The following is a 24,256-nucleotide window of genomic DNA, read 5'->3' as shown; positions in this document are numbered from 1 at the left end:
CAAAGCGAGCCGGTCCATGTGGACCGGCTCGCTTTCGTTTTAACGGATAGCTTTCGTCTGTTGGATGACTTTAATCATTTGAAGCGACTCGTCTTCAAGTCCTTGGACGGGAAGACCGGCTTCGATGTTCGCCATAATATAGTCGAGCGTCGATGTCGTGATCAATTCGCCCGGGATGATGATCGGGATTCCTGGCGGATACACCATGATGAACTCGGCCGAAATGCGTCCGACGGCGTTCTCGAGCGGGATCGTTTCCGTCTCCTCATAGAACGCGTCACGCGGGCTGAGCGCGAGCGGTGGAATCTCAGGAAGCATGATCGATAGTGAATCGTTTCCTGACTGATCGTAAACCGATACGACGTCACGCATACCATCAATCAACGCTTGAATCGTCGACTCGTCGTCGGCGCTCGTCACGATGAACAGTACGTTCAACAGATCTGACATCTCGACTTCGATGCGATGCGTCTCGCGCAAATACTTCTCGACTTCAAAACCGGTGATGCCGAGCTCACGGACAGAGACGAGAATTTTCGTCTCGTCGAGTGCGTACGTCGACTCTGAGTGAAGTTCGGCGTGACCGTATACCGCTAAGTGGGGCATGTTGTCGATGGCCATACGAGCCGTACGTGCGAGCGTGAGGGCACGTTCGTTCATCGCTTCTCCCTTCGTCGCCAATTGACGACGGGCCGCGTCGAGCGACGCGAGGAGGAGGTAAGACGTCGACGTCGTTGTGATCATCGACAACATCGCGTGAATCCGTTCTGGCGAGACTAGACCGCGACGGACGTTCAAAATCGAACTTCCCGTCATCGAGCCGCCGAGCTTGTGCACGCTCGTGGCCGCGACGTCCGCTCCGGCTTGCATCGCCGAAAGTGGGAGCTCGTCGTGGAACGGCAAGTGGACACCGTGCGCTTCGTCAACGAGGACCGGTACGTCTTGGGCATGGGCGACGGCGACGATGCGCTCTAAGTCACCGGCGATGCCGAAGTAGGTCGGGTTGATGACGAGGACCGCTTTCGTGTCCGGGTGCATCTCGAGGGCGCGTTCGACGGCGCTTGCTGTGATCCCGTGGGCAATCCCGTACGTCTCATCATATTCCGGATGGATGAAGACCGGGTGGGCCCCGGTCAAGATGAGCGCGGACATGACGGATTTATGAACGTTCCGGGGAACGATGATTTTCTCGTTCGGACCGACGACGCCCATGATCATCGCCATGATGGCACTTGACGTCCCTTGGACCGAGAAGAACGTCTCGTCGGCACGGAACGCCTCGGCAGCAAGGCGCTCAGCCTCGGCAATCGAGGCTTTCGGATGATGAAGATCATCGAGCGGGGCGATGTTGATCAAATCGATTTTCAAGGCGTTCTCGCCGATGAAGTCACGGAACTGAGGGTCCATCCCTTTTCCGCCTTTATGGCCAGGGATGTGGAACGCGATCGGGTTCGTATTCACATGCGTGAGCAACGTGTCAAAGAGCGGTGTCTCGAGCTGTGTAGCACCTTTAAGTTTCAATAGTAAGTCCTCCTTGATAACAGTGTGTATATAGGTTGTCGGTTTGGTTTCAAGCTTTGGGCAATCTGAACATTTCGATTCAAAAACAATGCAACAAAAAAACTATAGTGATTTCTATCCCAACTTGCAATAGTTTTTTTTGTTGATACAATGGTTGTCGAGGTGAAGAATATGCAAATCAACTATCCGATTAATCCGGACTGGACGACAGATGAACTGATTGAAGTCGTCGAGTTCTATAACCAAGTCGCCTTGGCCAATGAAGGCGGTGTCGACCGCGAGTCGTTTTTGGACGCGTATCGGTCATTCAAACAGATCGTGACGTCGAAGTCGGAAGAGAAACAGCTGAGTGCCGTCCACGATGAACAGACCGGATACTCTACCTATCGTACGGTCCAAGCGGCCTTAAAATCAAATGCGAAGATTATAAAGTTGTAACTGCAGGAAAGCATGGGAGGACGGAACCGTTTTCTCGTGCTTTTTTTGTTATTTCTCTTATAAATAGGGTACATATCATTAACAGTTCAATCAGGTTTAGGCTTAGTTGAAATGGGAATATACTCACTAAGATAAAAAAATTCAAAATAGTCAGACAATTCTCTTTCTTTTTTGAATCTCATCTGATATACTCAATTCAACTCACTAAACCGTAACTTGTAGCCCAACTAAAGGAGTGTGGCATCTCATGAAACAAGTGATCGAGGCATTCAAAAGAAAAGACGCAGAAAAACGGATTCCGGTGCTGCGCTTAGAGATTGATTATGAATTGGCAACGCTCTTCGATGCAATGGCGTCACAAGATGATGCCACTGTCCAGGCTAGCAAGCATCGGTTAGAGAAATATCGCCAAGAACTATTGCGTCTCGAAGCCTGACCCACAACTACCCATTCAACCAGTATTCCATGCGGATACTGGTTTTTGTTTGGTACAATACATAATAGAGGTGATAAACATGTTGGAATGGTTCGCGATTGACTTGATTAAGCAGGCAGGGGAGTATATTCGCTTACAGATAGACGAGAGCTATCGAATCGAACGCAAGACGGGGAAAGGTGATTTGGTCACGGAAATCGATCGGGCCGTCGAACAGTTGATTGTCGACCGGATTCGCGAGTCGTATCCGGAGCATCATATTGTCGGGGAAGAGGGCATCTCGACGCAACCGGATAATTTGTCGGGGACGGTCTGGTTCGTCGACCCGATTGACGGTACGTTGAACTTCATCCATCAAAAGCGGATGTTCGCCATCTCGATCGCCATCATGGTCGATGGGGTCGTCGAGTACGGCTTCGTTTACGACGTGATGGCGGATGAACTGTTCGTGGCGCGCCGCGGCGTCGGGACGACGCTGAACGGCCGGAAGCTCCCGACCATTCAAGAGCACCATGTCCGGGACGCCTTTCTCAGTATGAACGCGACATGGGTGACGCCGAACCAGCAGATTGCACCGGAAGTGCTCGCGCCAATTGTACGTGACTCGGTCGGAACGCGGGCGCATGGGGCCGCTTCGCTCGAACTCGCCTGGCTCGCCGCGGGACGAGTCGACGGCTACATCACGATGCGCAATATGCCGTGGGACTACGCCGCCGGAAAATTGCTCGTCGAAGAGGTCGGGGGACGGGTCGTCTCGATTTATGGGGAGCCGGTCCGATATGACGGGAAGACGTCCGTCCTCGCGGGCAGCGAATCGTTCGTCAAAGACGTCGTCAAGCATTACGTCATCGCCAAGGGCGCGACCCCGGAAGTGAAGCCGGACTTGCAAATTGGGATTAACGGAGCTTACGACCGTGTCCGTGACTTGCTCGTCCTGGCCAACCCGAATGAAGCGATGGTGCGCGACCAATATAAAGCCGGGACGACGTATGAGGCAACGCTAGGCGGAGAACGTGTCGGGGCGTACATGCTCGTCAAACGCAGTGAGACGTTAATCGAGCTCGTCAATATCGCCGTCAAACCGGAACGGCAGAACCAGACGATCGGGCAACGCCTGCTCCAGGACGCGATTCGTCGGGCCGAGAGCAGCGGGGCGAAGCAGATGCTCGTCTGTACGGGCAACTCGAGTATCGTCCAGTTACGATTTTATCAGCAGGCCGGTTTCCGGTTCGAATCGGTCGAGCGGGACTATTTCCCGGACCACGGGTATCCCTCAATCGAGGAAGACGGGCTCGCTTTGCGTGACCGCATCTGTCTGACGCGCGATTTATAAATAGGATGCATCATCGATGTACCCATGAGCACCAGTAAGACAAGACAATAAACAAGGCCCGGGCAAATCGCCCGGGCCTTCTGTCATGGCCGTTGGTTCGAGAGGATCCGACGGCGCAAGTTGATTCCAAAGAATGTGGCGATGCCGCTCAAGGCGAGACTGCCGATGATGATGGCGGCACTTCCTTCGGCGACACCGATGCCGATACCGACGAAGCCGGCGACGACCGCGGTGGCGATTAAAACGAACATGAGTTGCATGGAGATTCCCCCTTTTTCGCTAGTCTTCTTCATTGTAGTCAAAAATGATGCGTTTGAAAACGTTAACAGTCGATAACACTCGACAAAGGTGGTGGGACGTGTGCTATACTCTTAAAGTTGAATAAAAGATGAAACTTTTTTAAATAAGAGAGGACTAACTACATGAATGTAAGAACTAACCTTCGGAACGTAGCCATCATCGCCCACGTTGACCACGGTAAAACAACGCTCGTCGATGAATTATTGAAACAGTCTGGTACATTCCGGACAAACGAAATGGTCGCGGAACGCGCCATGGACTCGAACGACATCGAACGTGAACGCGGAATCACGATTCTCGCGAAAAACACGGCAATCGATTATAAAGATACTCGCATCAACATCGTTGATACGCCAGGTCACGCCGATTTCGGTGGTGAAGTAGAGCGCATCATGCGTATGGTTGACGGCGTTATCCTCGTTGTCGATGCACGTGAAGGCTGCATGCCGCAAACGCGCTTCGTATTGAAGAAAGCACTCGACCAAGGTCTCCGTCCAATCGTTGTCGTTAACAAAATCGACAAGCCGATGGTACGCCCACTCGACGTCGTCGACGAAGTTGTCGACTTGTTGATCGACCTTGGAGCAGATGAAGATCAACTTGAATTCCCTGTCGTCTACACGTCTGCTGTCAGCGGTTCAAGTTCGTTCGACCCTGATCCAGAGAAGCAAGAAGATACAATCACGTACGTGCTCGACACGATTCTTGAGAACACGCCAGCGCCGATCGATAACTCGGACGAGCCGCTTCAGTTCCAAGTCACGATGCTCGACTATGACAACTACCTCGGCCGTATTGGTGTCGGTCGCGTCTTCCGTGGGAAAATCAAAGTCGGCGAATCAGTGTCACTTTGCAAAACAGACGGTTCAATCAAACAACTCCGTGTCACGAAGTTGTTCGGTTACTTCGGCCTCAAGCGGGTCGAAATCGAAGAAGCCAAAGCTGGTGACTTGATTGCCATCGCCGGGATGGAAGACATCAACGTCGGTGAAACGGTCACGCCAGTCGGTAAAGAAGAGCCACTTCCGCTCCTCCGTATCGATGAGCCGACACTTCAAATGCGTTTCATGACAAACAACTCACCGTTCGCAGGACGCGAAGGCGATTTCGTGACGGCACGTAAAATCGAAGAGCGTTTGATGAAACAACTTGAGACGGACGTTTCACTCCGTGTCGAGAACACAGATTCACCTGACCAATGGATCGTATCAGGACGCGGTGAGCTTCACCTCGGAATCTTGATCGAGAACATGCGTCGCGAAGGTTACGAGCTTCAAGTCTCGAAACCACAAGTTATCATCCGTGAAGACGAAGATGGTACGAAGATTGAGCCGTTCGAACGCGTCATCATCGACGTGCCAGAAGAGTACACAGGTTCAGTCATGGAATCAATCGGTCTCCGTAAAGGAGAACTTGCCAACATGAACACGAACGACAACGGTCAAACACGTATGGAATTCATCGTTCCTTCACGTGGTCTCATCGGATATCGTAACGAGTTCTTGTCAGCGACACGCGGATACGGAATCTTGAACCACACGTTCGAAGAGTACCGTCCGTTCATCGCTGCTGACATCGGCGGACGCCGCAGTGGTGTCATGGTTTGTATCGAACCTGGTAAGTCGACGGCTTACTCGATCGGTGCCCTTGAAGACCGTGGAACGATCTTCATCGAGCCAGGTACAGATGTATACGAGGGAATGATCATCGGTGAATGTAACCGTGACGTCGACCTCGCAATCAACGCCGTCAAAGGCAAACAGTTGACGAACATGCGTGCTTCATCAAAAGACTCGACACAAGTCTTGAAACGTCCACGCGTCTTCTCACTCGAAGAGTCGCTCACGTTCTTGAACGATGACGAGTACTGTGAAATCACGCCGGAGTCAATCCGTCTCCGTAAAAAAGTCTTGAACAAGAACGAACGCGAGAAAGCTGACAAGCGTCGTAAACTTGGTAAAGATTAAGTCGGAAAAAAGGGAGCGCCTAGGCGTTCCCTTTTGTTTTGGATAGTGTAGAATGGTTGTGTAGGAAATGAAGGGGGATTATCAGCTTGAAAGCTTCTCAAACGATGGACATCACACAAATCGATGTGCCGTGGATTGCCTCGCTACTTGGCGTCGGCAGTGACGCGAACGACTTCTCGGTCGGGTTCAACGCGTTAATCATCACGGTCATCTTATTGACGATCCTTGTGTTTAAATTAGGTTTTGCGAAACAATTGACGTGGTGGAAGTCACTCGTCGTCTATATGCTGCTCGCACTCGGGGCAGGTACGATGGCGCTCGTCTTCTTCACATGGCCGATTCCAGAAGTACTCCTCGTCATGGCTGTCGTCTTGGCGATTTATCGGGGCCGCCTCTGGTGGAACCGTCGACAAGGCATCGAGTCACACTAAAAAATGGACGTCTCGCCCTCGGGCGAAACGTCCATTTTTGATTACCATCTCCGTTTTTGCCGGAACGATGGATATAGGTGGAATTGGCCGGTCGCGGCACGCTCCGCGGTTCGCGCGGTGATGCGTTCTTGACACGTCTGGCACATATACGTTTTAGCAGGTTTATTCCGAAGTCGTTTCGCTTCGAACGACCACGAATCAATCGTATCGATTTTGTCACAAAGAGAGCACTTTACGCGCATGGTCTCACCTTCCTCTTCGTTGATTATAGCATGATTTCAGGAGAGAAAAGCAGGGAAAGAGGTTTGTAAGGGCGAATCCATTTCGTATACCCGTTCGGAAGGAGGGGAGTATATGGCGAGTAAAGCTGCGTTCGAACTTTCAAGGGCGCAACAAGACGTATTGAACGAGATGCCGTTGACGTTTTTAGTCACATTTGATGAACCGAAACGGTGGCCGATCACCCATGCGATCAGCTGGGTGCAAGCGCCGAACGAGAGGACGATTCGCTTGGCGTTGACGAAGAATTCGCATGTGATCACGTTGCTCTCGCACGAGAAGACAGCGAGTCTCATCTTTTTAGAAGGGGGACTTGCCTACAGCATCGCCCTGTCACACATACACGAGTTCGAGCCGAGCGTGAAGCCGGCGTTACACCTTCGCTTTTTTGAAGGGAAAGTCGAAGAGGTCCGTAATATCTCCTTTTACGGGGCGACGTATGGACAACCGGACATCATCAAGACGTACGATGTCGAAGCAGCAGAAAAGTTGGACCGTGAAGTCAAGGAGAGTTTGAATTCTTGATCACCAACTATTTTCGAGGGGCGGCAAAGTCTATGAAAAAAACGTATGTGCTCGATACGAACGTACTCTTACACGACCCACTATCCTTGTTCCAATTCGATGAGCACGATGTCGTCATTCCCGCCATCGTTCTAGAAGAGCTTGACGGTAAAAAACGCAATATGGATGAAGTCGGCCGCAACGCCCGAGAAACGGCACGCGTGCTCGACCAACTGCGAACGACCGCTAAACTGCACGACGGGGTCCCGCTCGAGAACGGCGGACGATTGTTCGTCGAGATCGGACACGAGCATACTGTCGATTTCCCGTTCGACGTCATGACGAACGATAATCGCATCCTGACCGTGGCCCTTGGCCTGATGAAACAATACGAGCATGACCGGACCCGTAAAGTCGTGGTCGTCTCGAAAGATATACTCGTTCGTGTCAAAGCGGACGCTATCGGCATCGAAGCCGAGGATTATTTGACCGACCATATCGTCGATACGACGAATTTGTACGCCGGCTATCGTGAAATCGAAGTCGATCAAGCCGTTATCGATGAATTTTATAAAGTCCGCCAGCTCCCGCTGGAGGCCGTTGCAAAAAATCAGCTATACCCGAACTCATTCGTCGTCTTAAAGAGTAACGTCTCGAAAGCGAGCGCCCTCGCGGTCGTCGATGGGTTGCAACCGATTCTTCGTCCGCTCTCGCTAGACGTCGAACACGTGTGGGGCATCCATCCCCGTAACGTCCAACAACGGATGGCGCTCGACTTGTTGCTACGGGACGATATTCCGTTCGTGACACTGCTCGGGAAGGCCGGGACCGGGAAGACGTTGCTAGCGCTAGCGGCCGGCCTGTCGCTCGTCGAAGACGAACGTCGCTTCAATAAACTCGTCGTGGCCCGGCCGGTCGTGCCGATGGGGAACGATATCGGTTATTTGCCGGGCGAGATGGAAGAGAAGCTCCGGCCATGGATGCAGCCGATCTACGATAACTTAGAGTTTTTGTTCAACGCCAACTCGAAAGACGAACTCGGAAACATTTTGGCCGGCATCAAATCGATTCAACTCGAGGCGCTCACGTATATTCGTGGCCGCAGCATGCCAGATCAGTTCATCATCATCGACGAGGCCCAAAACTTGACGAAACATGAGATTAAGACGATTTTGACCCGGGTCGGCGAGAACTCGAAAATCGTCCTCGTCGGAGACCCTTATCAAATCGACCACCCATATTTGGACGAGTATTCGAACGGTCTCACATATGCCGTCGAACGCTTCAAAGGCCAAAACGTATTCGGACACGTCCAACTCATCAAAGGAGAGCGTTCGTCGCTCGCCCGGTTGGCCGCCGATTTACTATAACGAAAAACGCCGAGCAGCTGCTCGGCGTTTATTTCGTATTCGGATGAAGTGCGACTTGCACGTTTGATTTTTCCAGAAAGGCGTTCATCAGCATAATCAGACCGGTCACGATAAACAGTGCCGAGAAGCCGAAGTGGGCGACGACTTGCGAACCGAACAACGGTCCGAGCAAGTTGCCCATGAACTGGGCCGACTGGTTATACGAGAAGATCCGGCCGGTCGCCCGGCTCGGCGTATGTTGCCGGAGCAACGATTGTACCGACGGCATGAGTGCCGCCGTGGCGAAGCCGAGACCGAACCGCATGATGACGAGTTGTGTCGTCGACGTCACGAACGCCTGGGGAATCAAGAAGGCGCTATAAATAATGAGCGCCCAGAACAGGATGCGTTCGGCCCCATAGCGGTCGGAGAGCCGACCGAGACGTTGGGCGGAAATGAGGGCGGCTACCCCCGGTGCCGAAGCGACGATCCCGGCGATAAAGGCGAGCGACGTCGTATACGGGTTCAATTCGCGGACATACAGCGTCAACAGCGGGCCAATTGATTGGGCCGAGAACGTGATTAAGAACGTCGTCAAAAACAGGCTGAAGATGAGTTGCGGATGACGGAGCGAGGCGATAATTGATCTTGTCGAATCAAGCCGCTCACGTGCTACCGGCACAAAATCCTCTTTGACGAACACGAGTGTGATGAGAAACGTGATGAATAAGGCACTGCCGGTCAAGAGAAAAACGGGTCGAAGCCCAATCAGGTCTGCGAGGAGTCCGCCGATCAAGGGACCGAGGAGTCCGCCGGTGATCCCACCGGTCGACAGTGTGCCGAGCGCCCAGCCACTTTTCTCTTTAGGCGTTTGCGAAGCGACGAGGGTGATCCCCGCCGAGATGAATCCGGATACGGCACCCATCAAGAGCCGTAAGCCGACGAGCTGATACACGTCTTGGACGAAACTGATGAGCGTCATCACGACGGCCATACCGAGACTGGCGCGGATGAGCATCAGTTTGCGGCCTTTTTGGTCGGCGAGCCGTCCCCAGAGCGGGGAGACGATGGCAGCCACGAGGAAAGTGGCGCCGAAAGCGACCGCGGACCATGTGACGACTTGGTCGGGATCGGTGACCCCGAGCTCTTCGATGAACAAGGGGAGGAACGGCAAGACGAGACTCATCGAGGCCGCCGTCAAAAAGCTACCGATCCAGACGATGATTAAGTTTTTCTTCCATAAAGGGTACGTAAGCGTCACGACCTTTCGAGCTTGAAGTTTTTCGATACCCTATATGTTACACTTTGTGAAGTAAAAAGTCCAAAAGAAAGAGAAGGCGTTGTGCCTTCTCCCTCATCCTTCTGTTCGCACGGCGATGTGATGGACACCACGCCATACTTGTTGTTGGTGCAAGACGTATACTGGACCGTCCGCGAGTACTTTTCCGTCCCGAGAGAACTGTAAATAGACGCTTCGGGCCTCATCGATTGGCAACGTGAGCACCGTCTCCCCATAAAAACTGACGTGCGTCGCCGTGTCGATCGGTTCGGCATTTTGAAGAAATGGCGCGAACGGCATCGCGAACGAGTCGCGCAGTGCCGCATCCTTATCGGCTCGAGACATTGGTTTGTTATGGTCGACACGTGAGCCTTGCGTCAAACCGTCATCCCATGCCTTCCCCATCTTGGCATAATATGCCTCGTTATCGCTTTCTACCGCGCGATCGAGGTCTTCGACGTTTCGCTTGCGGTCATCAAAAATCCATACGGTCGGGTCGATCGTCAGCGCGTGACGAACTGCTCCGTCTAGTGGAAAAATCATGGATATGCCCCCTTTATTCACAATACACTGTACATTATACAGCTCTTTCTCAGAAAAAGGGAAACTGCGAGAAACTCGCCCTGAATCTCGACTGTTCATTGAATTATGATGAAATATAATGTACAGTTGAGTTATGACAAACAGTCTGTCATTGTACGGAGGAGGGGTCGTAGTGGCGACAAATTTGGCTGCAGTCCAACGGGAGCAAGCGCTTCAACTATTAGAAGCCGATGCTGAAAAAATCCGTTGTTTGATTGAAGTGCAGTTAGAAAACCTAAAAATGCCGAAGTGCCCGCTTTATGAAGAGGTGCTTGATACACATATGTTCGGTCTATCACGCCAAATTGATTTTGCGGTCCGTCTTGGACTCATTTCAGACATTGAAGGTAAAGGACTGCTCGATTCATTGGAACAAAAACTGTCCGCCCTCGCGGAAGCTTCAGATTTATGAACCTTATACTCAAACTGTGCAAGCGGCGCTGTTTGAGTATTTTTTTATAACGGGTCAGTGATTGTTGTACATAAGGAAGTGAAAACATGAAAACTCGGTTTCGGTATTTTGATTTCTCGTTGTTCATTGCAGTGCTCATGCTCGTCGGAATCAGTTCGATTATGATTTATAGTGCGAGCGTATGGAATCGCGGCGATTACGCGAACAGCGGTTTATTCTATCGCCAGCTCGTCTACGCGGGAATCGGCATCGTCGTCTACTTCATCGCGACGATGTTCCGCTATGAGAACTTTAGAAAACCTAATATTTTGTACGGTCTCTATTTCGTATCGGTCGTGCTCTTGTTCGTCACATGGGCGATGCCAGCACTCAACGGAGCACGCGCTTGGCTCATCATCGGCGGCTTTACGATGCAACCGGTCGAGGTCGCCAAGTTCGTGTTGATTTTACTGCTCGCGAACTATTATCACCAGTTGTGGAATCATGAGCTGAAAGGGCTGCCTGGTCGACTGGGACGAGCGGCTATCACGAAAAAAGGCATCCGGGCTCAGTTCGGTGCTTTCTTCATCATTCCGGTCATCTACTTCTTTCTCCCGTATGCCATTGCCATCAACGGACAGCCGGATATGGGCGGACTCTTTGTCCTCGGGGCCATCATGTTCCTCATGTGGCTCGCTGTCGGGGCGCCGCTTCGGATTATCGTTCCGGCCATGCTCGTGGGATTCGGTCTTGTCTATTTAATGTTCACGACAATCTTCTCGGAGAACCAGCGCAGCCGGATTGAAGTCGTCTTCAATCCGTTCATGGACCCGGAAGGCTACGGGCACCAATTGCTCATGTCAATCATCTCAATTGTCCATGGGGGCTTGACCGGTGTCGGCCTCGGGAACAGTTATCAGAAGTATGGATACTTGCCGGAACCGGAGACGGACTATATCATGTCCATCATCGCCGAAGAGCTCGGCTTCATCGGGGTCGTCGTCGTCCTCGTATTGCTGTTCTTTATCGCTTTCCGGGCGGTTAATATCGCCAACCATAGCGACAGTCATTTCGCGATGTTCGTCTCGTTCGGCATCGCCGCTCAAATCATGGTCCAAACCGGAATCAATATCGGGGCCATGTCCGGATGGTTTCCAGGTACAGGTGTCACGCTCCCGCTCGTCAGTTACGGCGGGACGTCACTCATCATGACAATGGGGATTCTCGGTGTGCTCAGCAGCATCTCGATGCGAAATCGGCACCGGGAAGCGACAAAACGGGCCGAGATTCGGGAGAAATCCGCAGAAAACGTTCAAAGTTCATCATTGCATGTTGTAAGGTAATAAGGATTGAACTACTTAAATGGGGGGATTTATGTTGAAATCAATTAGCAAATTACTCGTAGCCAACCGTGGTGAAATCGCCATTCGCGTGTTCCGTGCCGCCACTGAATTAGGGATGCGCACGGTCGCGGTCTATTCTCAAGAAGATAGCGGCTCGTTACACCGCTTCAAAGCGGATGAGGCTTACTTGATTGGTCTCGATAAAAAACCGATTGACGCCTATCTCGATATCGAGGACGTGATCCGCATCGCGAAACAGTCGGGGGCTGACGCGATTCATCCAGGTTACGGATTCTTGTCTGAGAACATCGAACTCGCACGTCGTTGCCGCGAGGAAGGCATCATCTTCGTCGGACCGAACGAAGCGCATCTTCATGCGTTCGGGGATAAAGTTCGGGCCCGTCAAAATGCGATCGCAGCCGGACTCCCGGTCATTCCAGGTTCGAACGGACCGCTCACGTCTTACGAGGACGCTTTAGACTTCGCGAATGAGCACGGTTTCCCGCTCATGGTCAAAGCCGCGATGGGCGGAGGCGGTCGTGGGATGCGTGTCATCCGTACGGAAGCCGAAATGAAAGATTTGATTGAACGTGCCAAGTCAGAAGCGAAGCAAGCGTTCGGTTCAGACGAAGTGTACATAGAAAAACTGGTGGAACGTCCGAAACATATCGAGGTCCAAATCCTCGGGGACGACCATGGGAACATCATCCACTTGTTCGAGCGCGACTGCTCGGTCCAGCGCCGTCACCAGAAAGTCGTCGAAGTCGCACCGTGTGTGACGTTATCGGACGCCTCGCGTCAAGCGATCTGTGACGCAGCCGTCAAACTGATGCGCCACGTTGGCTACATTAACGCCGGTACGGTCGAATTCCTCGTCACGGAAGACGAGTCGTTCTACTTCATCGAAGTCAACCCGCGGATCCAAGTCGAGCATACGATCACCGAGATGGTGACCGGATTCGATATCGTCCAGACGCAACTGATGATTGCGCAAGGCGAGTCGCTCCACGGCGACGTCATCCACATGCCGAAGCAAGAAGATATCAAATTGCTCGGTTACGCCATCCAATCACGTGTCACGTCGGAAGATCCGGCCAACAACTTCATGCCGGATACAGGTAAAATTATGGCCTACCGGTCTCCGGGCGGCTTCGGGGTCCGACTCGACGGCGGGAACGCCTACGTCGGTGCCGAGATTTCACCGTATTACGATTCGCTCCTCGTGAAGCTGTCGACACACGGCATGACGTTCGAACAGGCCGCTTCGAAGATGGTCCGTAACTTGAACGAGTTCCGGATCCGTGGCATCAAGACGAACATCCCGTTCTTAATCAACGTGATGAAGCATCAGAACTTCATCAGCGGCGACTATAACACGTCGTTCATCGATGAGACGCCGGAACTGTTCGTCTTCCCGAAACGGAAAGACCGTGGGACGAAGTTGCTCAACTATATCGGCGACGTCACGGTAAACGGGTTCCCGGGCGTTGGCTTGAAAGACAAGCCGATCAGCCGCTCGGTCCGGATTCCGCACGACTTGCCGGCCGAAGCCAAACCGGGCACAAAACAAATTTTGACGGAACTCGGTCCGGACGGCCTCGCCGACTGGATTAAGCGCCAGCCCGAGCTGTTGCTGACGGATACGACGATGCGCGATGCGCACCAGTCGCTTCTCGCGACGCGGATGCGGACGCAAGACATTATCAATATCGCCGAACCGACGAGCAAACTCATGCCGGAATTGTTCTCGGTCGAGGCATGGGGCGGGGCGACGTTCGATGTCGCGTATCGCTTCCTCTCGGAAGACCCGTGGGTACGCCTCATGCGTCTTCGTGAGAAGATGCCGAACGTCTTGATTCAAATGTTGCTTCGCGGCGCGAACGCCGTCGGATATAAGAACTATGCCGACAACGTCATCGAGAAGTTCGTGCAAGAGGCTGCCAATGCGGGCGTCGATGTGTTCCGGATTTTCGACAGCTTGAACAACCTTGAGTCGATTCAACTCGCGATCGATGCGACGCTCCCGACTGGAAAAGTCGCCGAGGCAGCGGTTTGTTATACGGGTGACCTATACGACGGTAGCCGTCCGAAATACCACTTGCCGTATTACGTCGACTTGGCGAAGAAACTCGAAGCGAGCGGCGCCCACATCCTGGCCATCAAGGACATGGCCGGCCTGCTCAAACCGGAATCGGCATACGCGCTCGTCTCGGCGTTGAAAGATGCCGTCGACTTGCCGATTCACTTGCATACGCACGACGCATCAGGGAACGGAATCTTCACCTACGCCCGGGCGACAGATGCGGGCGTCGATATCGTCGACGTGGCCGCGAGCTCGATGTCAGGTATGACGTCGCAGCCATCAGGCGGCAGCTTGATTTATGCGCTCGACCATCATGCGCGTCAACCGAAAATCGATGCGAAGCATTACGAGGTCATCAGCGACTATTGGCAGGACGTACGCCATAACTATGAGCCGTTCGAAAGCGACATGCGCGCTCCGCATCCATCCGTGTATGAACATGAGATGCCGGGCGGACAGTATTCGAACTTGCAACAACAAGCGAAAGCGGTCGGATTGGGTGACCGTTGGAGCGAAGTGAAGGCGATGTACGCCCGCGTCAACATGTTGTTTGGGGATATCGTCAAAGTGACACCGTCGTCGAAAGTCGTTGGCGACATGGCACTGTTCATGGTCCAACATAACTTGAGCGAGCAGGATGTCATCGAGCGCGGTCACCAACTCGACTTCCCGGATTCGGTCGTCGAGATGATGCGCGGCGAACTCGGGACGCCTCCAGGAGGGTTCCCGGCCGATGTCCAGCAAGCGATTTTAAAAGGTGAGAAGCCGCTGGCCGTACGTCCAGGGAAGTTGATTGAGCCGTATGACTTTGAAGCGGCCCAGTCGAAATTGTTCGAAAAACTCGACCGTCCGGTGACGGACTTCGAATTGCTCTCGAACGCGTTGTATCCGAAAGTGTTCGAGGATTACGTCACGCATTCGACAACGTATGGCGATGTCTCGGTGCTCGACACGTTGACGTTCTTCTACGGATTGAACGTCGGGGAGACGATTCAAGTCGAAATCGAGACCGGGAAGACGCTCATCATCAAACTCGTCCAAATCAGTGCGGCGAACGAGGACGGCATCCGTCTCGTCTCGTACGAGATGAACGGCGTCCCGCGTGAAATCGAGATTAAAGACGTGAACGTGAAGTCGGCGACGACGAGCCGTCCGAAAGTCGATCGGACGAACCCGAAACAAGTCGGTGCCTCGATGCCGGGATCGGTGTTGAAAGTGCTCGTCGAACCGGGCAGTCGCGTCCATCGCGGGGAACAGCTCCTCGTCACGGAAGCGATGAAGATGGAGACGACGGTCCAAGCCGCGCAAGACGGAGAAGTCAAAGCGGTCCATATTAAAGAAGGCGACACAATCCAAAGTGACGACCTATTGATTGAATTTGTATAATGAAAAGAAGCATAGCGCGGCTATGCTTCTTTTTTAGATGGGAGAGGGAGAGATGAGACGAGTATGTTGGTTTCGATCGGATTTTCGATTGACAGATAATCATATGTTGCACAGGGCATTAAAAGACGCTGAGTCCGACGATGAGATGGAGTTCGTCTTTTGGCTCAACCCAAAATATTGCGAGCCGTTCGAGACGCGCCACGATTACTTTTTCGCGACGATGCGCCAGTTCATGGACGACTTGGATGAACGCGGGCTCGGACTCCGTGTCATCGTGGCCGACACGGCCGAACAGTTCGTCGAAGCGCTCGGGGAGCTCGATGTGCTCTACTTCAACGCCGAGTATGTCGAACCGTTCAAACAACGGGATGACGCCGTCATCGAGGCGCTTGAGGAAGACGTCAAAGTCATTCGCCTGCTCGACCGTCATCTGTTCGCCCCGAACGCGCTCACGAAAAAAGATGGTGATCCGTATAAAGTGTATACGCCCTTTAAAAAAGCAGCCTATGCCGAGACGCCGCCTGCGCCGTATGAGGTCGATGTGAAGGCGTTGAAGCGTCACGTGACATCGGGGCATGAGGTCCCGGTTGAATTGAAGCGTCAATTCGACCGCTGTGAGCGTTCGTGGAAAGCGCTCGGGGAAGCGGCCGCGAAACGTCGCTTGAGCGACTTTGTCGCCAAACGGATCGATGCGTACGATGAAGACCGCAATATCCCGTCCATCGCCGGCACGAGCCGGCTGTCGCCGTATCTTCGGACCGGGGTGCTCTCGATCCGGACCGTGACGGAAGCGGTGCTCGCCGCGCCGAAATCGAGTGGACGCGACACGTATTACGATGAGCTGTTATGGCGCGAGTTCTACTATATGATCATGGTCCAGTTCCCGGGACTGAAAGATCGTCCGTTCAACGACAAGTATAAGCATCTCGATTGGGAGAACGATGATGCGAACTTCCAGGCATGGTGTGACGGGAAGACGGGCTACCCGATCGTCGACGCGGCGATGCGGCAATTGAACGAGACGGGCTGGATGCATAACCGGCTCCGGATGATCGTCGCCTCGTTCTTGTCGAAGCATCTGATGATTGACTGGCGGAAAGGGGAGCGCTATTTCGAGCAGAAACTGATCGACTATGAGGCGGCCTCGAATATCGGGGGCTGGCAATGGGCGGCCTCGGTCGGGACGGATGCGGTGCCGTACTTCCGCATCTTCAATCCGACGACGCAGTCCGAGAAGTTCGATCGGGACGGGACGTTCATCCGCAAGTACGTGCCCGAACTCGCCGATCTCGATAAAAAAGCGATTCACTTCCCCGATTCGACCGAGCGGGACGGATACGTCGACCCGATCGTCGACCACAAGGAAGCGCGCGCCCGCGCACTCGAGCGGTTCAAGGACGCGCAGTAAATAGGTATACAAAAAAGGAGCGAACGCATCGCTCCTTTTTTGTATACGTGATTAGACGGATCGTTGTCGGGCGGACTCGGTCGCCTGTTTCTGACTCCGATACGCATGATATGCCAAATACGAGATAATCCCGAAATAGCAGGTAATCAAGAAGGCGTGGAGAAGCGGGACGTACGTGGCGTGTCCCCCAAGGACAATCCACGCACCCGTGCCGACTTGAAGCAGGATGAAGAACAGGGAGGCCCACATGCCGGTCTCGACGAGTCGGTTCGTCTCCCGACGCGCCAAGTAAAGGACGTAGAGCGTATAGAAGACGAGCAGTCCGGCCATGATGCGGTGCCCCATTTGGACGTATGACTCGAACGTCCATACGTTCTGGTCACAGATTGGCCAGCCGACACAGGCATATGTCGCGCCGAGGTGACGAACATAAGCGCCCGTATAGACGACGACCATCGTATAAATCGTCAAGCCGTACAGATGAACCTTCAACCGTTCGGAGACGGCCCGATGCACGCGTTCTCCTTCGAACAAGAGTATCGTCAGGATGAGCAGCGATGCGAACGAGACGAGCGAGATGCCGAAGTGGAGCGCGAGAATCGCGTCCGACTGTTGCCAGATGACTGCCCCGGCACCGATAATCGATTGGATGAGCATGAAAATGAACGCGAAAAACGCGAACACTTTGACGTCATACCGGTTCTTGACGACCGCGAACGTCCAAATCGTCAAGGCGATGATGAGCAGCCCCTCGATGCCAGAGACGACTCGGTGACTGTACTCGATCATCGTTTCGACGCTCGGATTGGTCGGAATCAGTTTCCCATGGCAGAGCGGCCAATCCGTTCCGCACCCGTCGCCGGAGTCCGTCTTTGTCACGGTTCCACCCATGATCAGGACGAGCATCATCCCGAGCGTGACGAGCGCTGAAAATAGTGCGAGTTTTTTATGCATTCGTTTCCACCTGCTTTTGAGAAAAATCACTAGAATTGTGCCTTGTAAGTTTATATTTTTTTCGCCATACTTATTATACGGCTTTACGTCGTAAAAACGAAACGGAAAAGCTTGCAATCGCTATCAAAATCGTTATTCTAGTATTAACATGGCGTTTTTACTGTGACAATTATCACACGTTTGTCACAAAAAACTAGCTATTTTACAAGCATAAACGACGTATTCTTTTTGAAAATATGGTATCTTTGTTATGAGTTAGGTGAACTTTGTTCATATTGTGTTTTTTCTGTGAAGAGAATACGTGGATTTCGTGATTAGTAGGGGGGTCAGTATGACAAAAGTCAACCCAGGAACAATGGCAGAAGTAGAATATACAGAATCCGCCTCGTTCCGCGACTATGTTGCTCTGGCAAAAATGGGAATCGTCCGCGCCAACTTATTGTTGGTATTCGCCGGTTTCTTTGTAGCAGCAACGTATCAGAGTGATACGCCAGTCTTTTATTTATTTGAGGTTTGGCCGCAGCTCTTATTAACGATGTTAGGAAGCGCACTCGTCATCTCCGGGAGTTGTTACCTAAACAACTTCGTGGACCGTGATATCGATTACTTGATGGGACGTACAGACAATCGGCCGAGTGTCACCGGTAAAATTTCAGGAGAACGGATTTTGCTCCTTGGATTAACGCAACTTGCGATCGGGACATTACTCTTATTGATCGTCTCGTATGTGGCAGCAGTCTTCGGTTTAATCGGGGCATTTTTTTATGTCGTCATTTATACGATGTGGCTTAAACGGACGCACACGTTGAACACGGTCGTCGGCAGCATCTCCGGAGCGGTACCACCGCTCATCGGTTGGGCAGCCATCGATCCCGCGCTTCATATCGACGCGTGGCTCATGTTCCTCGTCATGTTCTTGTGGCAACCGCCACACTTCCTCGCGCTCGCCATGCGACGTGTCGAGGAGTATCGAGCGGCCGGCATTCCGATGCTACCGGTCGTCAACGGCTTTGCGATTACGAAGCGTCAAATCATCTGGTGGATTGCGACGTTGATTCCAGCATCGCTCTTGTTCATGCATTACGGGTTAGTCTACGTAATCATTGCAGCCGGTCTTGGGGGCTACTGGTTATACCTCGGGTTGAAAGGTTTTAAAGCTGAGGATGAAATCAAGTGGGCAAACAAAATGTTCTTTTATTCATTGATTTATTTAGTCGTGTGGATTGTCGCGCTGATTTTGACGGCAGCATTAGCGTAATCACACTCACTATATAGAAACCATTACACATCATTTTGGGAGAAAGTGGGGATTGTTGTGAAATCATTTAAAAAGCTTCTGTTTGGCATCGTCCCGATGATGATGTTCGCACTGCTATTGTCAGGGTGCGGCGTTGAGGGATTGTCTGCATTGAAGCCGATGGGAGAAGGCGCTGAAATTCAGCTCCGGATCATTATCATCAGTTTGGCGATCATGCTCTTCGTACTCGTCATCGTAACGATCATTTACGTGTACGTGCTCATGAAGTTCCGTCGTAAAGACGATTCGATTCCGAAGCAAGTCGAAGGAAGCAGCACACTCGAGATGATTTGGACAGTCGTGCCAATCATCTTGCTCATCATTCTCGCTGTACCGACAATCACGACGACTGTCGAGCTCGCGAAAGCGAAAGAAGCGAAAAAAGAAGAAGAGATCAACGTTACGGCTAACTTGTACTGGTGGGAGTTTGAATATCCGAACGCAGGCGTCGTCACGGGACAAGAACTTGTCATCCCGGTCGGTAAACGCGTCGGCATCAACTTGACATCGAAAGACGTCATCCACTCGTTCTGGGTACCGGCTTTATCAGGTAAAACGGATACGAACCCTGGCCTTGACAACGAAATGTGGTTGCATGCAAATGAACCAGGTACGTTCTACGGGAAATGTGCCGAGCTTTGCGGACCGTCACACGCGCTCATGGACTTCAAAGTCATCGCGCTCGAGCAAGAAGATTACGACCAATGGCTCGAAGACATGAAAGCACAGCAAGATGCGAACACAGAAAACCTTGTTGCAGATAACCAAAACTTGACGACAGGTGAAGCCGTGTACGTCGAGAGCTGCTTGAGCTGTCACGGGGGCGGGAAAGTCGCACCTAGCTTGACAAACTTTGGTGATCGCGAATGGTTAGCGGGTTACATTGAAAACAACGAAGATAAGTTGAAAGAATGGATCCGTAACCCACAAGATTTGAAGCAGGGCGCGCTCATGCCTGGTTTCAACGAAAGCCAAATCAGCAATGAAGAGCTAGATGCACTCGTTGACTTCTTGTACGATCAGAAGATTGACTAACGGGAAAAGGGGGATTTCACGTGGCACAGACCACTGCATTGCAGCAACCGCGTAAATACAATGGCATCATGGATTGGGTTACGACGGTTGACCACAAAAAAATCGGTATTTTGTATTTGTTCTCAGGAATCTTCTTCCTCCTTCTCGGTGGAATTGAAGCATTACTTATTCGGTGGCAACTCGTTCGTCCGATGAACGACTTCGTCAGCGGCGAAACGTTCAACCAATTGATCACGATGCACGGGACGACGATGATCTTCCTAGCGGCCATGCCGATGCTATTCGGATTTATGAACGCCGTCGTACCGCTTCAAATCGGGGCACGCGATGTCGCGTTCCCGTTCATTAACTCACTCGGTTTCTGGTTGTTCTTCTTCGGTGGTGTCATGTTGAACCTTAGCTGGTTCTTCGGCGCTGCACCGAACGCAGGCTGGACGGCGTACGCGCCGCTCTCGACACAACCGGAAGCATCAGGGGTCGACTTCTACGCCCTTGGTCTTCAAATTTCAGGTTTCGGTTCACTCATGGCCGGGATTAACTTCCTTGTCACGATTTTGAACATGCGTGCTCCAGGTATGAAACTCATGCGGATGCCGCTCTTCACGTGGACGACGTTCGTTGCTTCGGCATTGATCGTCTTCGCGTTCCCGCCGCTCACAGTCGGTTTGTTCATGTTGATGTTCGAGCGCTTGTTCGGGGCCGCCTATTTCGACCCAGCAATGGGTGGGAACGTCATCATCTGGGAACACCTTTTCTGGATCTTCGGACACCCGGAAGTATACATCTTGATTTTACCGGCGTTCGGTATTTTCTCGGAAATCATTCCGACATTCGCTCGTAAACGCCTATTCGGTTACACAACGATGGTCTTCGCAACGATGCTCATCGGTTTCCTCGGATTCATGGTTTGGGTTCACCACATGTTCACGGTCGGTCTTGGACCGGTCGCCAACTCGATCTTCGCTGTCGCAACAATGGCCATCGCCGTGCCGACAGGGGTCAAGATCTTCAACTGGTTGTTCACGCTATGGGGCGGACAAATCAAGTTCAACGTCGCGATGCTCTACTCGGTCGCATTCATTCCATCATTCCTCGTCGGGGGGATGACAGGGGTCATGCTTTCGGTCGCACCGGCCGACTATCAGTACCATGATAGTTACTTCGTTGTCGCTCACTTCCACTACGTTATCGTAGGTGGGGTCGTCTACGGTCTATTTGCAGGACTTTACTACTGGTTCCCGCTCATGTTCGGTAAAGCGCTCTCTGAGAAGCTTGGCTACTGGCAGTTCTGGTTGTTCTTCATCGGGTTCCACTTGACGTTCTTCCCGCAACACTTCCTCGGATTGTTCGGGATGCCACGCCGCGTCTTCACATACCTTCCGAACCAAGGGTTTGAGACGATGAACTTGCTGTCGACAATCGGCGCCTTCTTCATGGGTGTATCGACAATCGTCTTGCTCGTCGCTGTTGTGAAAGCATTCTTGTCGAAACAACGCGTCAAGCCAGACCATTGGGAAGATGGACGTACACTCGAGTGGACGCTTCCTGTACCGACACCAGAGTACAACTTTGCACAAACACCGCTCGTCAAAGGTCTCGATACATTCTGGCTCGAGAAGATGGCGGGCAACAAACGGGTATCTGTCGCTGAACCAGTAGCAGACATCCACATGCCGAACAACTCGCTTATCCCGTTCTTCATGTCACTCGGCTTGTTCATCGCCGGACTCGGAGCGATTTTCCAAATGGATAACACGGTTGTCGGTTGGTCACTCATCGTGATTGGATTGCTCATCACATTCGTGTCGATGTTCCTCCGTTCATGGATTGACGACCACGGCTTCTACATTCCAAAATCGAAGATCGAAGCGGATTTGAAAGCGATTCGTGAGAAAGGAGACCAATAAATGGCACATGCAGTCGAAAAACACCCGGTGACCGGAATTCCGGCCAATCCAGAGAAAGCCACACTGGAAGGGAAAAATAAATATGTAGCCTTCTGGTTTTTCCTCGGTGGAGAGACCGTTCTCTTCGCCTCGCTCTTCGGAACGTATGTCGGTCTACTCAACTCTGGTGCGCCAGAGGAACTTCGTTCGTACAATATCTTTGAGATGGGGCTCGTCTTCTTAATGACGATGCTCCTCCTCACAAGTTCGCTCACAAGTGTTCTCGCCATGATGAACATGAAAGCGAACAATCCAGGCCGCATGAAGTTTTGGTTGGTGATCACGCTTCTTCTCGGGGCTGGTTTCCTTGGAGCCGAGATTTACGAGTTCATCCACTACTACCATATCGGTCACACGTTCACATCGAGCGCGTTCGGATCTGCGTTCTACACGCTCGTCGGTTTCCACGGCGCGCACGTCACGTTCGGTCTGCTTTGGATTACGACATTGTTGATTCGCAACTGGAACCGTCCAATCGATGTGTACAACGCACCGAAGTTCTACGTGTCGAGTCTGTACTGGCACTTCATCGACGTCGTCTGGGTTTTCATCTTCTCAATCGTCTACCTCTTAGGGATGGTGAGCTAACATGGAAAAACAACCAATCAACGAATCACACAAGCAGTTAGAGCTCGAAGTAAAAGCCGAGTCGCGCCGCGAATATCAACTCCAGTTAATCAGCTTCGCGATGATGATTTTGCTCACATTCGTCGCGTTCGGCGCTGTATACGCTGAACTCATGCCGGTGTGGGCGGCAGGTGGTTTCTTAATCATCCTCGCCATCATCCAAGTGTTCTTGCAGCTCTATATCTTCATGCATATGAACAACCGTGGCAACACGTGGATCGTCGGAATGATGTGGCTTGGAATCTTCGTCGCCATCATCACAGTCGCTGCACTTCGCTTGCTCATTTGGTAAATGTGACAAAGGATTGAACATCTGTGGAAACATAGATGATTCAGTCCTTTTTGCTTTACTTCAAAAATAAAGGAATAGTAATCTTGAAGTGAACGGTTTCATCGGTTTGGGAGAGAAAGAAAAGGGGTGAAGGGATGCTCTGGAATACATCAGAGCTACTCAAACAGTTCGATTGGATGACACTTTGGAGTCCATGGTTCGGATTGTTGATGGTAGGGTTGTACGTCCTCTATGCGGTCGTCACAGAGAAAATGGCGAAGCGAGGGTACGAGTCGACCACGTTGCTACAAAAGTTCAGCATGTTATCCGCCATTGTATTGTATTATATCGGTTTCGGAAGTCCGGTCGATGTCCTCGCACACATCATCTTCTCAGTGCACATGTTCCAGATGGTGCTCGTCTATGTGCTCGCACCGGCGCTCGTCGTATACGGGATGCCATATTGGGTGTTCGAAAAATTATTTAGCTATAAGGTGATTGGGCCAACGCTCAGATTTATGACAAAGCCTTTGATTGCCCTCGTTTTGTTCAATGCACTGTTTACGTTTTACCATATGCCTTTCATCTTCGACTACGTCTTGACGAACTATGGTGTGCATCGAATCTTCCACGGCGCCCTCGTTGTCTTCAGTTTGACGATGTGGTACCCGGTGATTGCACCGTTCCTCTCAGAAGAAGAGGAAGGGATGTCGGATTTGAAGCGAATGGTGTACATCATCGCGAACGGTGTGCTCTTGACACCGGCCTGTGCGTTCATCATCTTTAGTCAAGGTATTTTGTATGACGCCTATACGGACGCCGAGACGTTCGCGACGGTGCTTGGCTACTGTATGCCGAACGGCGACGTGTCAGGTCTCGATTTGAATGCACTCATGGGCGCGACGAACAGCGCCCTTGAAGACCAACGTTTCGGCGGGGTACTGATGAAGCTTGGTCAAGAAGTCGTCTACGGTTTCTTCTTCGGCTGGACGTTCTTCGGTTGGGTGCGCCGGACGAAATCGCTTGCGCTCGACGAAGGCATGTCGTTCACACCGCAAGAACCAAAAGAGAAAAAATGAACTAAATCAAAGGGGAA

The 24,256-nt window shown here is 52.1% G+C and carries 23 protein-coding genes; 17 read left to right on the top strand and 6 right to left on the bottom strand.

The features are described 5' to 3' along the window. Positions 1-39: 39 nt before the first annotated feature. Positions 40-1,521 carry an aminotransferase class I/II-fold pyridoxal phosphate-dependent enzyme gene (locus KNP83_RS08610; RefSeq protein WP_214762111.1) on the bottom strand — a complete coding sequence of 494 codons (1,482 nt, stop codon included), beginning with the start codon at positions 1,519-1,521 and terminating at the stop codon, positions 40-42. A gap of 171 nt (positions 1,522-1,692) precedes the next feature. Here KNP83_RS08610 and KNP83_RS08605 point away from each other — a divergent pair, with 171 nt between their 5' ends. The 3 genes from KNP83_RS08605 (at position 1,693) to KNP83_RS08595 (ending at position 3,728) form a co-directional block, all read left to right on the top strand. Next, complete coding sequence (locus tag KNP83_RS08605) at positions 1,693-1,959, top strand: UPF0223 family protein (RefSeq protein WP_021067001.1); 267 nt, start codon at positions 1,693-1,695, stop codon at positions 1,957-1,959. A 247-nt stretch (positions 1,960-2,206) separates the two neighbouring features. Further along, entirely contained in the window at positions 2,207-2,395 is a 189-nt protein-coding gene (locus KNP83_RS08600; protein WP_015881266.1) for a hypothetical protein, read from the top strand. 79 nt (positions 2,396-2,474) lie between these two features. Then, the gene (locus KNP83_RS08595) at positions 2,475-3,728 is read left to right on the top strand and encodes an inositol monophosphatase family protein (RefSeq protein ID WP_214762110.1); all 1,254 of its coding nucleotides are present in this window, start codon (positions 2,475-2,477) and stop codon (positions 3,726-3,728) included. 83 nt (positions 3,729-3,811) lie between these two features. Here the strand turns inward: KNP83_RS08595 and KNP83_RS08590 are convergent, their stop codons facing one another. Next, entirely contained in the window at positions 3,812-3,988 is a 177-nt protein-coding gene (locus tag KNP83_RS08590; protein WP_214762109.1) for a hypothetical protein, read from the bottom strand. Positions 3,989-4,150: 162 nt separating this feature from the next. Between KNP83_RS08590 and typA the strand changes: the two genes are divergently transcribed. Both typA and KNP83_RS08580 read left to right on the top strand, forming a co-directional pair. Beyond that, positions 4,151-5,995, top strand: a complete 1,845-nt coding sequence (gene typA, locus KNP83_RS08585) for a translational GTPase TypA (protein ID WP_214762108.1) — start codon at positions 4,151-4,153, stop codon at positions 5,993-5,995. 86 nt (positions 5,996-6,081) lie between these two features. Then, complete coding sequence (locus KNP83_RS08580) at positions 6,082-6,426, top strand: YlaH-like family protein (RefSeq protein ID WP_235045181.1); 345 nt, start codon at positions 6,082-6,084, stop codon at positions 6,424-6,426. Between the two features lie 41 nt (positions 6,427-6,467). Here the strand turns inward: KNP83_RS08580 and KNP83_RS08575 are convergent, their stop codons facing one another. Continuing rightward, positions 6,468-6,668, bottom strand: a complete 201-nt coding sequence (locus tag KNP83_RS08575) for a YlaI family protein (RefSeq protein ID WP_021067006.1) — start codon at positions 6,666-6,668, stop codon at positions 6,468-6,470. 112 nt (positions 6,669-6,780) lie between these two features. Between KNP83_RS08575 and KNP83_RS08570 the strand changes: the two genes are divergently transcribed. Then, positions 6,781-7,230, top strand: a complete 450-nt coding sequence (locus KNP83_RS08570; protein ID WP_214762107.1) for a PNPOx family protein — start codon at positions 6,781-6,783, stop codon at positions 7,228-7,230. A gap of 32 nt (positions 7,231-7,262) precedes the next feature. Next, positions 7,263-8,579, top strand: coding sequence for a PhoH family protein (locus KNP83_RS08565; RefSeq protein ID WP_214762106.1), 1,317 nt, complete (start codon positions 7,263-7,265; stop codon positions 8,577-8,579). A 28-nt stretch (positions 8,580-8,607) separates the two neighbouring features. Here the strand turns inward: KNP83_RS08565 and KNP83_RS08560 are convergent, their stop codons facing one another. Both KNP83_RS08560 and KNP83_RS08555 read right to left on the bottom strand, forming a co-directional pair. Beyond that, the gene (locus KNP83_RS08560) at positions 8,608-9,819 is read right to left on the bottom strand and encodes a multidrug efflux MFS transporter (protein ID WP_353048536.1); all 1,212 of its coding nucleotides are present in this window, start codon (positions 9,817-9,819) and stop codon (positions 8,608-8,610) included. A gap of 93 nt (positions 9,820-9,912) precedes the next feature. Beyond that, positions 9,913-10,380 carry a hypothetical protein gene (locus KNP83_RS08555; RefSeq protein ID WP_214762105.1) on the bottom strand — a complete coding sequence of 156 codons (468 nt, stop codon included), beginning with the start codon at positions 10,378-10,380 and terminating at the stop codon, positions 9,913-9,915. Positions 10,381-10,552: 172 nt separating this feature from the next. Between KNP83_RS08555 and KNP83_RS08550 the strand changes: the two genes are divergently transcribed. The 4 genes from KNP83_RS08550 (at position 10,553) to KNP83_RS08535 (ending at position 17,030) form a co-directional block, all read left to right on the top strand. Continuing rightward, entirely contained in the window at positions 10,553-10,831 is a 279-nt protein-coding gene (locus KNP83_RS08550) for an Fpa/YlaN family protein (RefSeq protein WP_021067011.1), read from the top strand. A gap of 86 nt (positions 10,832-10,917) precedes the next feature. Further along, the gene (locus KNP83_RS08545) at positions 10,918-12,153 is read left to right on the top strand and encodes an FtsW/RodA/SpoVE family cell cycle protein (RefSeq protein ID WP_214762104.1); all 1,236 of its coding nucleotides are present in this window, start codon (positions 10,918-10,920) and stop codon (positions 12,151-12,153) included. A gap of 31 nt (positions 12,154-12,184) precedes the next feature. Beyond that, positions 12,185-15,622 carry a pyruvate carboxylase gene (locus KNP83_RS08540; RefSeq protein ID WP_214762103.1) on the top strand — a complete coding sequence of 1,146 codons (3,438 nt, stop codon included), beginning with the start codon at positions 12,185-12,187 and terminating at the stop codon, positions 15,620-15,622. A gap of 52 nt (positions 15,623-15,674) precedes the next feature. Then, positions 15,675-17,030: a cryptochrome/photolyase family protein gene (locus KNP83_RS08535; RefSeq protein ID WP_214762102.1), complete on the top strand. Its 1,356-nt coding sequence runs from the start codon at positions 15,675-15,677 to the stop codon at positions 17,028-17,030. 51 nt (positions 17,031-17,081) lie between these two features. On the opposite strand, the gene KNP83_RS08530 is transcribed toward KNP83_RS08535, so the two are convergent. Then, positions 17,082-17,984 (bottom strand): COX15/CtaA family protein, encoded by a 903-nt coding sequence (locus KNP83_RS08530; protein WP_214762101.1) that lies wholly within the window; start codon positions 17,982-17,984, stop codon positions 17,082-17,084. 331 nt (positions 17,985-18,315) lie between these two features. Between KNP83_RS08530 and cyoE the strand changes: the two genes are divergently transcribed. From cyoE to KNP83_RS08500, 6 genes are all read left to right on the top strand, one after another. Continuing rightward, positions 18,316-19,242, top strand: a complete 927-nt coding sequence (cyoE, locus tag KNP83_RS08525; protein WP_021067016.1) for a heme o synthase — start codon at positions 18,316-18,318, stop codon at positions 19,240-19,242. A gap of 57 nt (positions 19,243-19,299) precedes the next feature. Beyond that, positions 19,300-20,316: a cytochrome c oxidase subunit II gene (gene coxB / locus KNP83_RS08520; protein ID WP_353048535.1), complete on the top strand. Its 1,017-nt coding sequence runs from the start codon at positions 19,300-19,302 to the stop codon at positions 20,314-20,316. 68 nt (positions 20,317-20,384) lie between these two features. Further along, complete coding sequence (gene ctaD, locus KNP83_RS08515) at positions 20,385-22,223, top strand: cytochrome c oxidase subunit I (protein ID WP_214762398.1); 1,839 nt, start codon at positions 20,385-20,387, stop codon at positions 22,221-22,223. Further along, complete coding sequence (locus KNP83_RS08510; RefSeq protein WP_021067019.1) at positions 22,224-22,850, top strand: cytochrome (ubi)quinol oxidase subunit III; 627 nt, start codon at positions 22,224-22,226, stop codon at positions 22,848-22,850. Between the two features lies 1 nt (position 22,851). Continuing rightward, a complete protein-coding gene (locus tag KNP83_RS08505; protein WP_021067020.1) occupies positions 22,852-23,181 on the top strand; it encodes a cytochrome C oxidase subunit IV family protein in 330 nt (109 codons plus the stop codon). Positions 23,182-23,315: 134 nt separating this feature from the next. Continuing rightward, a complete protein-coding gene (locus tag KNP83_RS08500) occupies positions 23,316-24,239 on the top strand; it encodes a cytochrome c oxidase assembly protein (RefSeq protein WP_214762100.1) in 924 nt (307 codons plus the stop codon). Positions 24,240-24,256: the final 17 nt, after the last annotated feature.

This window comes from Exiguobacterium sp. s146 (assembly GCF_018618415.1).
In the GTDB taxonomy this organism is placed as follows: Bacteria; Bacillota; Bacilli; order Exiguobacteriales; family Exiguobacteriaceae; genus Exiguobacterium.
Note: the sequence above shows the minus strand (reverse complement) of the source record. Positions and strands in the feature narration are given on the sequence as shown.

Bases quoted from the DNA above. Each gene is read 5' to 3' on its own strand.
- KNP83_RS08605 (WP_021067001.1), top strand. From the start codon at position 1,693: ATGCAAATCAACTATCCGATTAATCCGGACTGGACGACAGATGAACTG.
- KNP83_RS08600 (WP_015881266.1), top strand. From the start codon at position 2,207: ATGAAACAAGTGATCGAGGCATTCAAAAGAAAAGACGCAGAAAAACGG.
- KNP83_RS08595 (WP_214762110.1), top strand. From the start codon at position 2,475: ATGTTGGAATGGTTCGCGATTGACTTGATTAAGCAGGCAGGGGAGTAT.
- KNP83_RS08590 (WP_214762109.1), bottom strand. From the start codon at position 3,988: ATGCAACTCATGTTCGTTTTAATCGCCACCGCGGTCGTCGCCGGCTTC.
- typA (WP_214762108.1), top strand. From the start codon at position 4,151: ATGAATGTAAGAACTAACCTTCGGAACGTAGCCATCATCGCCCACGTT.
- KNP83_RS08575 (WP_021067006.1), bottom strand. From the start codon at position 6,668: ATGCGCGTAAAGTGCTCTCTTTGTGACAAAATCGATACGATTGATTCG.
- KNP83_RS08570 (WP_214762107.1), top strand. From the start codon at position 6,781: ATGGCGAGTAAAGCTGCGTTCGAACTTTCAAGGGCGCAACAAGACGTA.
- KNP83_RS08565 (WP_214762106.1), top strand. From the start codon at position 7,263: ATGAAAAAAACGTATGTGCTCGATACGAACGTACTCTTACACGACCCA.
- KNP83_RS08555 (WP_214762105.1), bottom strand. From the start codon at position 10,380: ATGATTTTTCCACTAGACGGAGCAGTTCGTCACGCGCTGACGATCGAC.
- KNP83_RS08545 (WP_214762104.1), top strand. From the start codon at position 10,918: ATGAAAACTCGGTTTCGGTATTTTGATTTCTCGTTGTTCATTGCAGTG.
- KNP83_RS08540 (WP_214762103.1), top strand. From the start codon at position 12,185: ATGTTGAAATCAATTAGCAAATTACTCGTAGCCAACCGTGGTGAAATC.
- KNP83_RS08535 (WP_214762102.1), top strand. From the start codon at position 15,675: ATGAGACGAGTATGTTGGTTTCGATCGGATTTTCGATTGACAGATAAT.
- KNP83_RS08530 (WP_214762101.1), bottom strand. From the start codon at position 17,984: ATGCATAAAAAACTCGCACTATTTTCAGCGCTCGTCACGCTCGGGATG.
- cyoE (WP_021067016.1), top strand. From the start codon at position 18,316: ATGACAAAAGTCAACCCAGGAACAATGGCAGAAGTAGAATATACAGAA.
- ctaD (WP_214762398.1), top strand. From the start codon at position 20,385: ATGGATTGGGTTACGACGGTTGACCACAAAAAAATCGGTATTTTGTAT.
- KNP83_RS08510 (WP_021067019.1), top strand. From the start codon at position 22,224: ATGGCACATGCAGTCGAAAAACACCCGGTGACCGGAATTCCGGCCAAT.
- KNP83_RS08505 (WP_021067020.1), top strand. From the start codon at position 22,852: ATGGAAAAACAACCAATCAACGAATCACACAAGCAGTTAGAGCTCGAA.
- KNP83_RS08500 (WP_214762100.1), top strand. From the start codon at position 23,316: ATGCTCTGGAATACATCAGAGCTACTCAAACAGTTCGATTGGATGACA.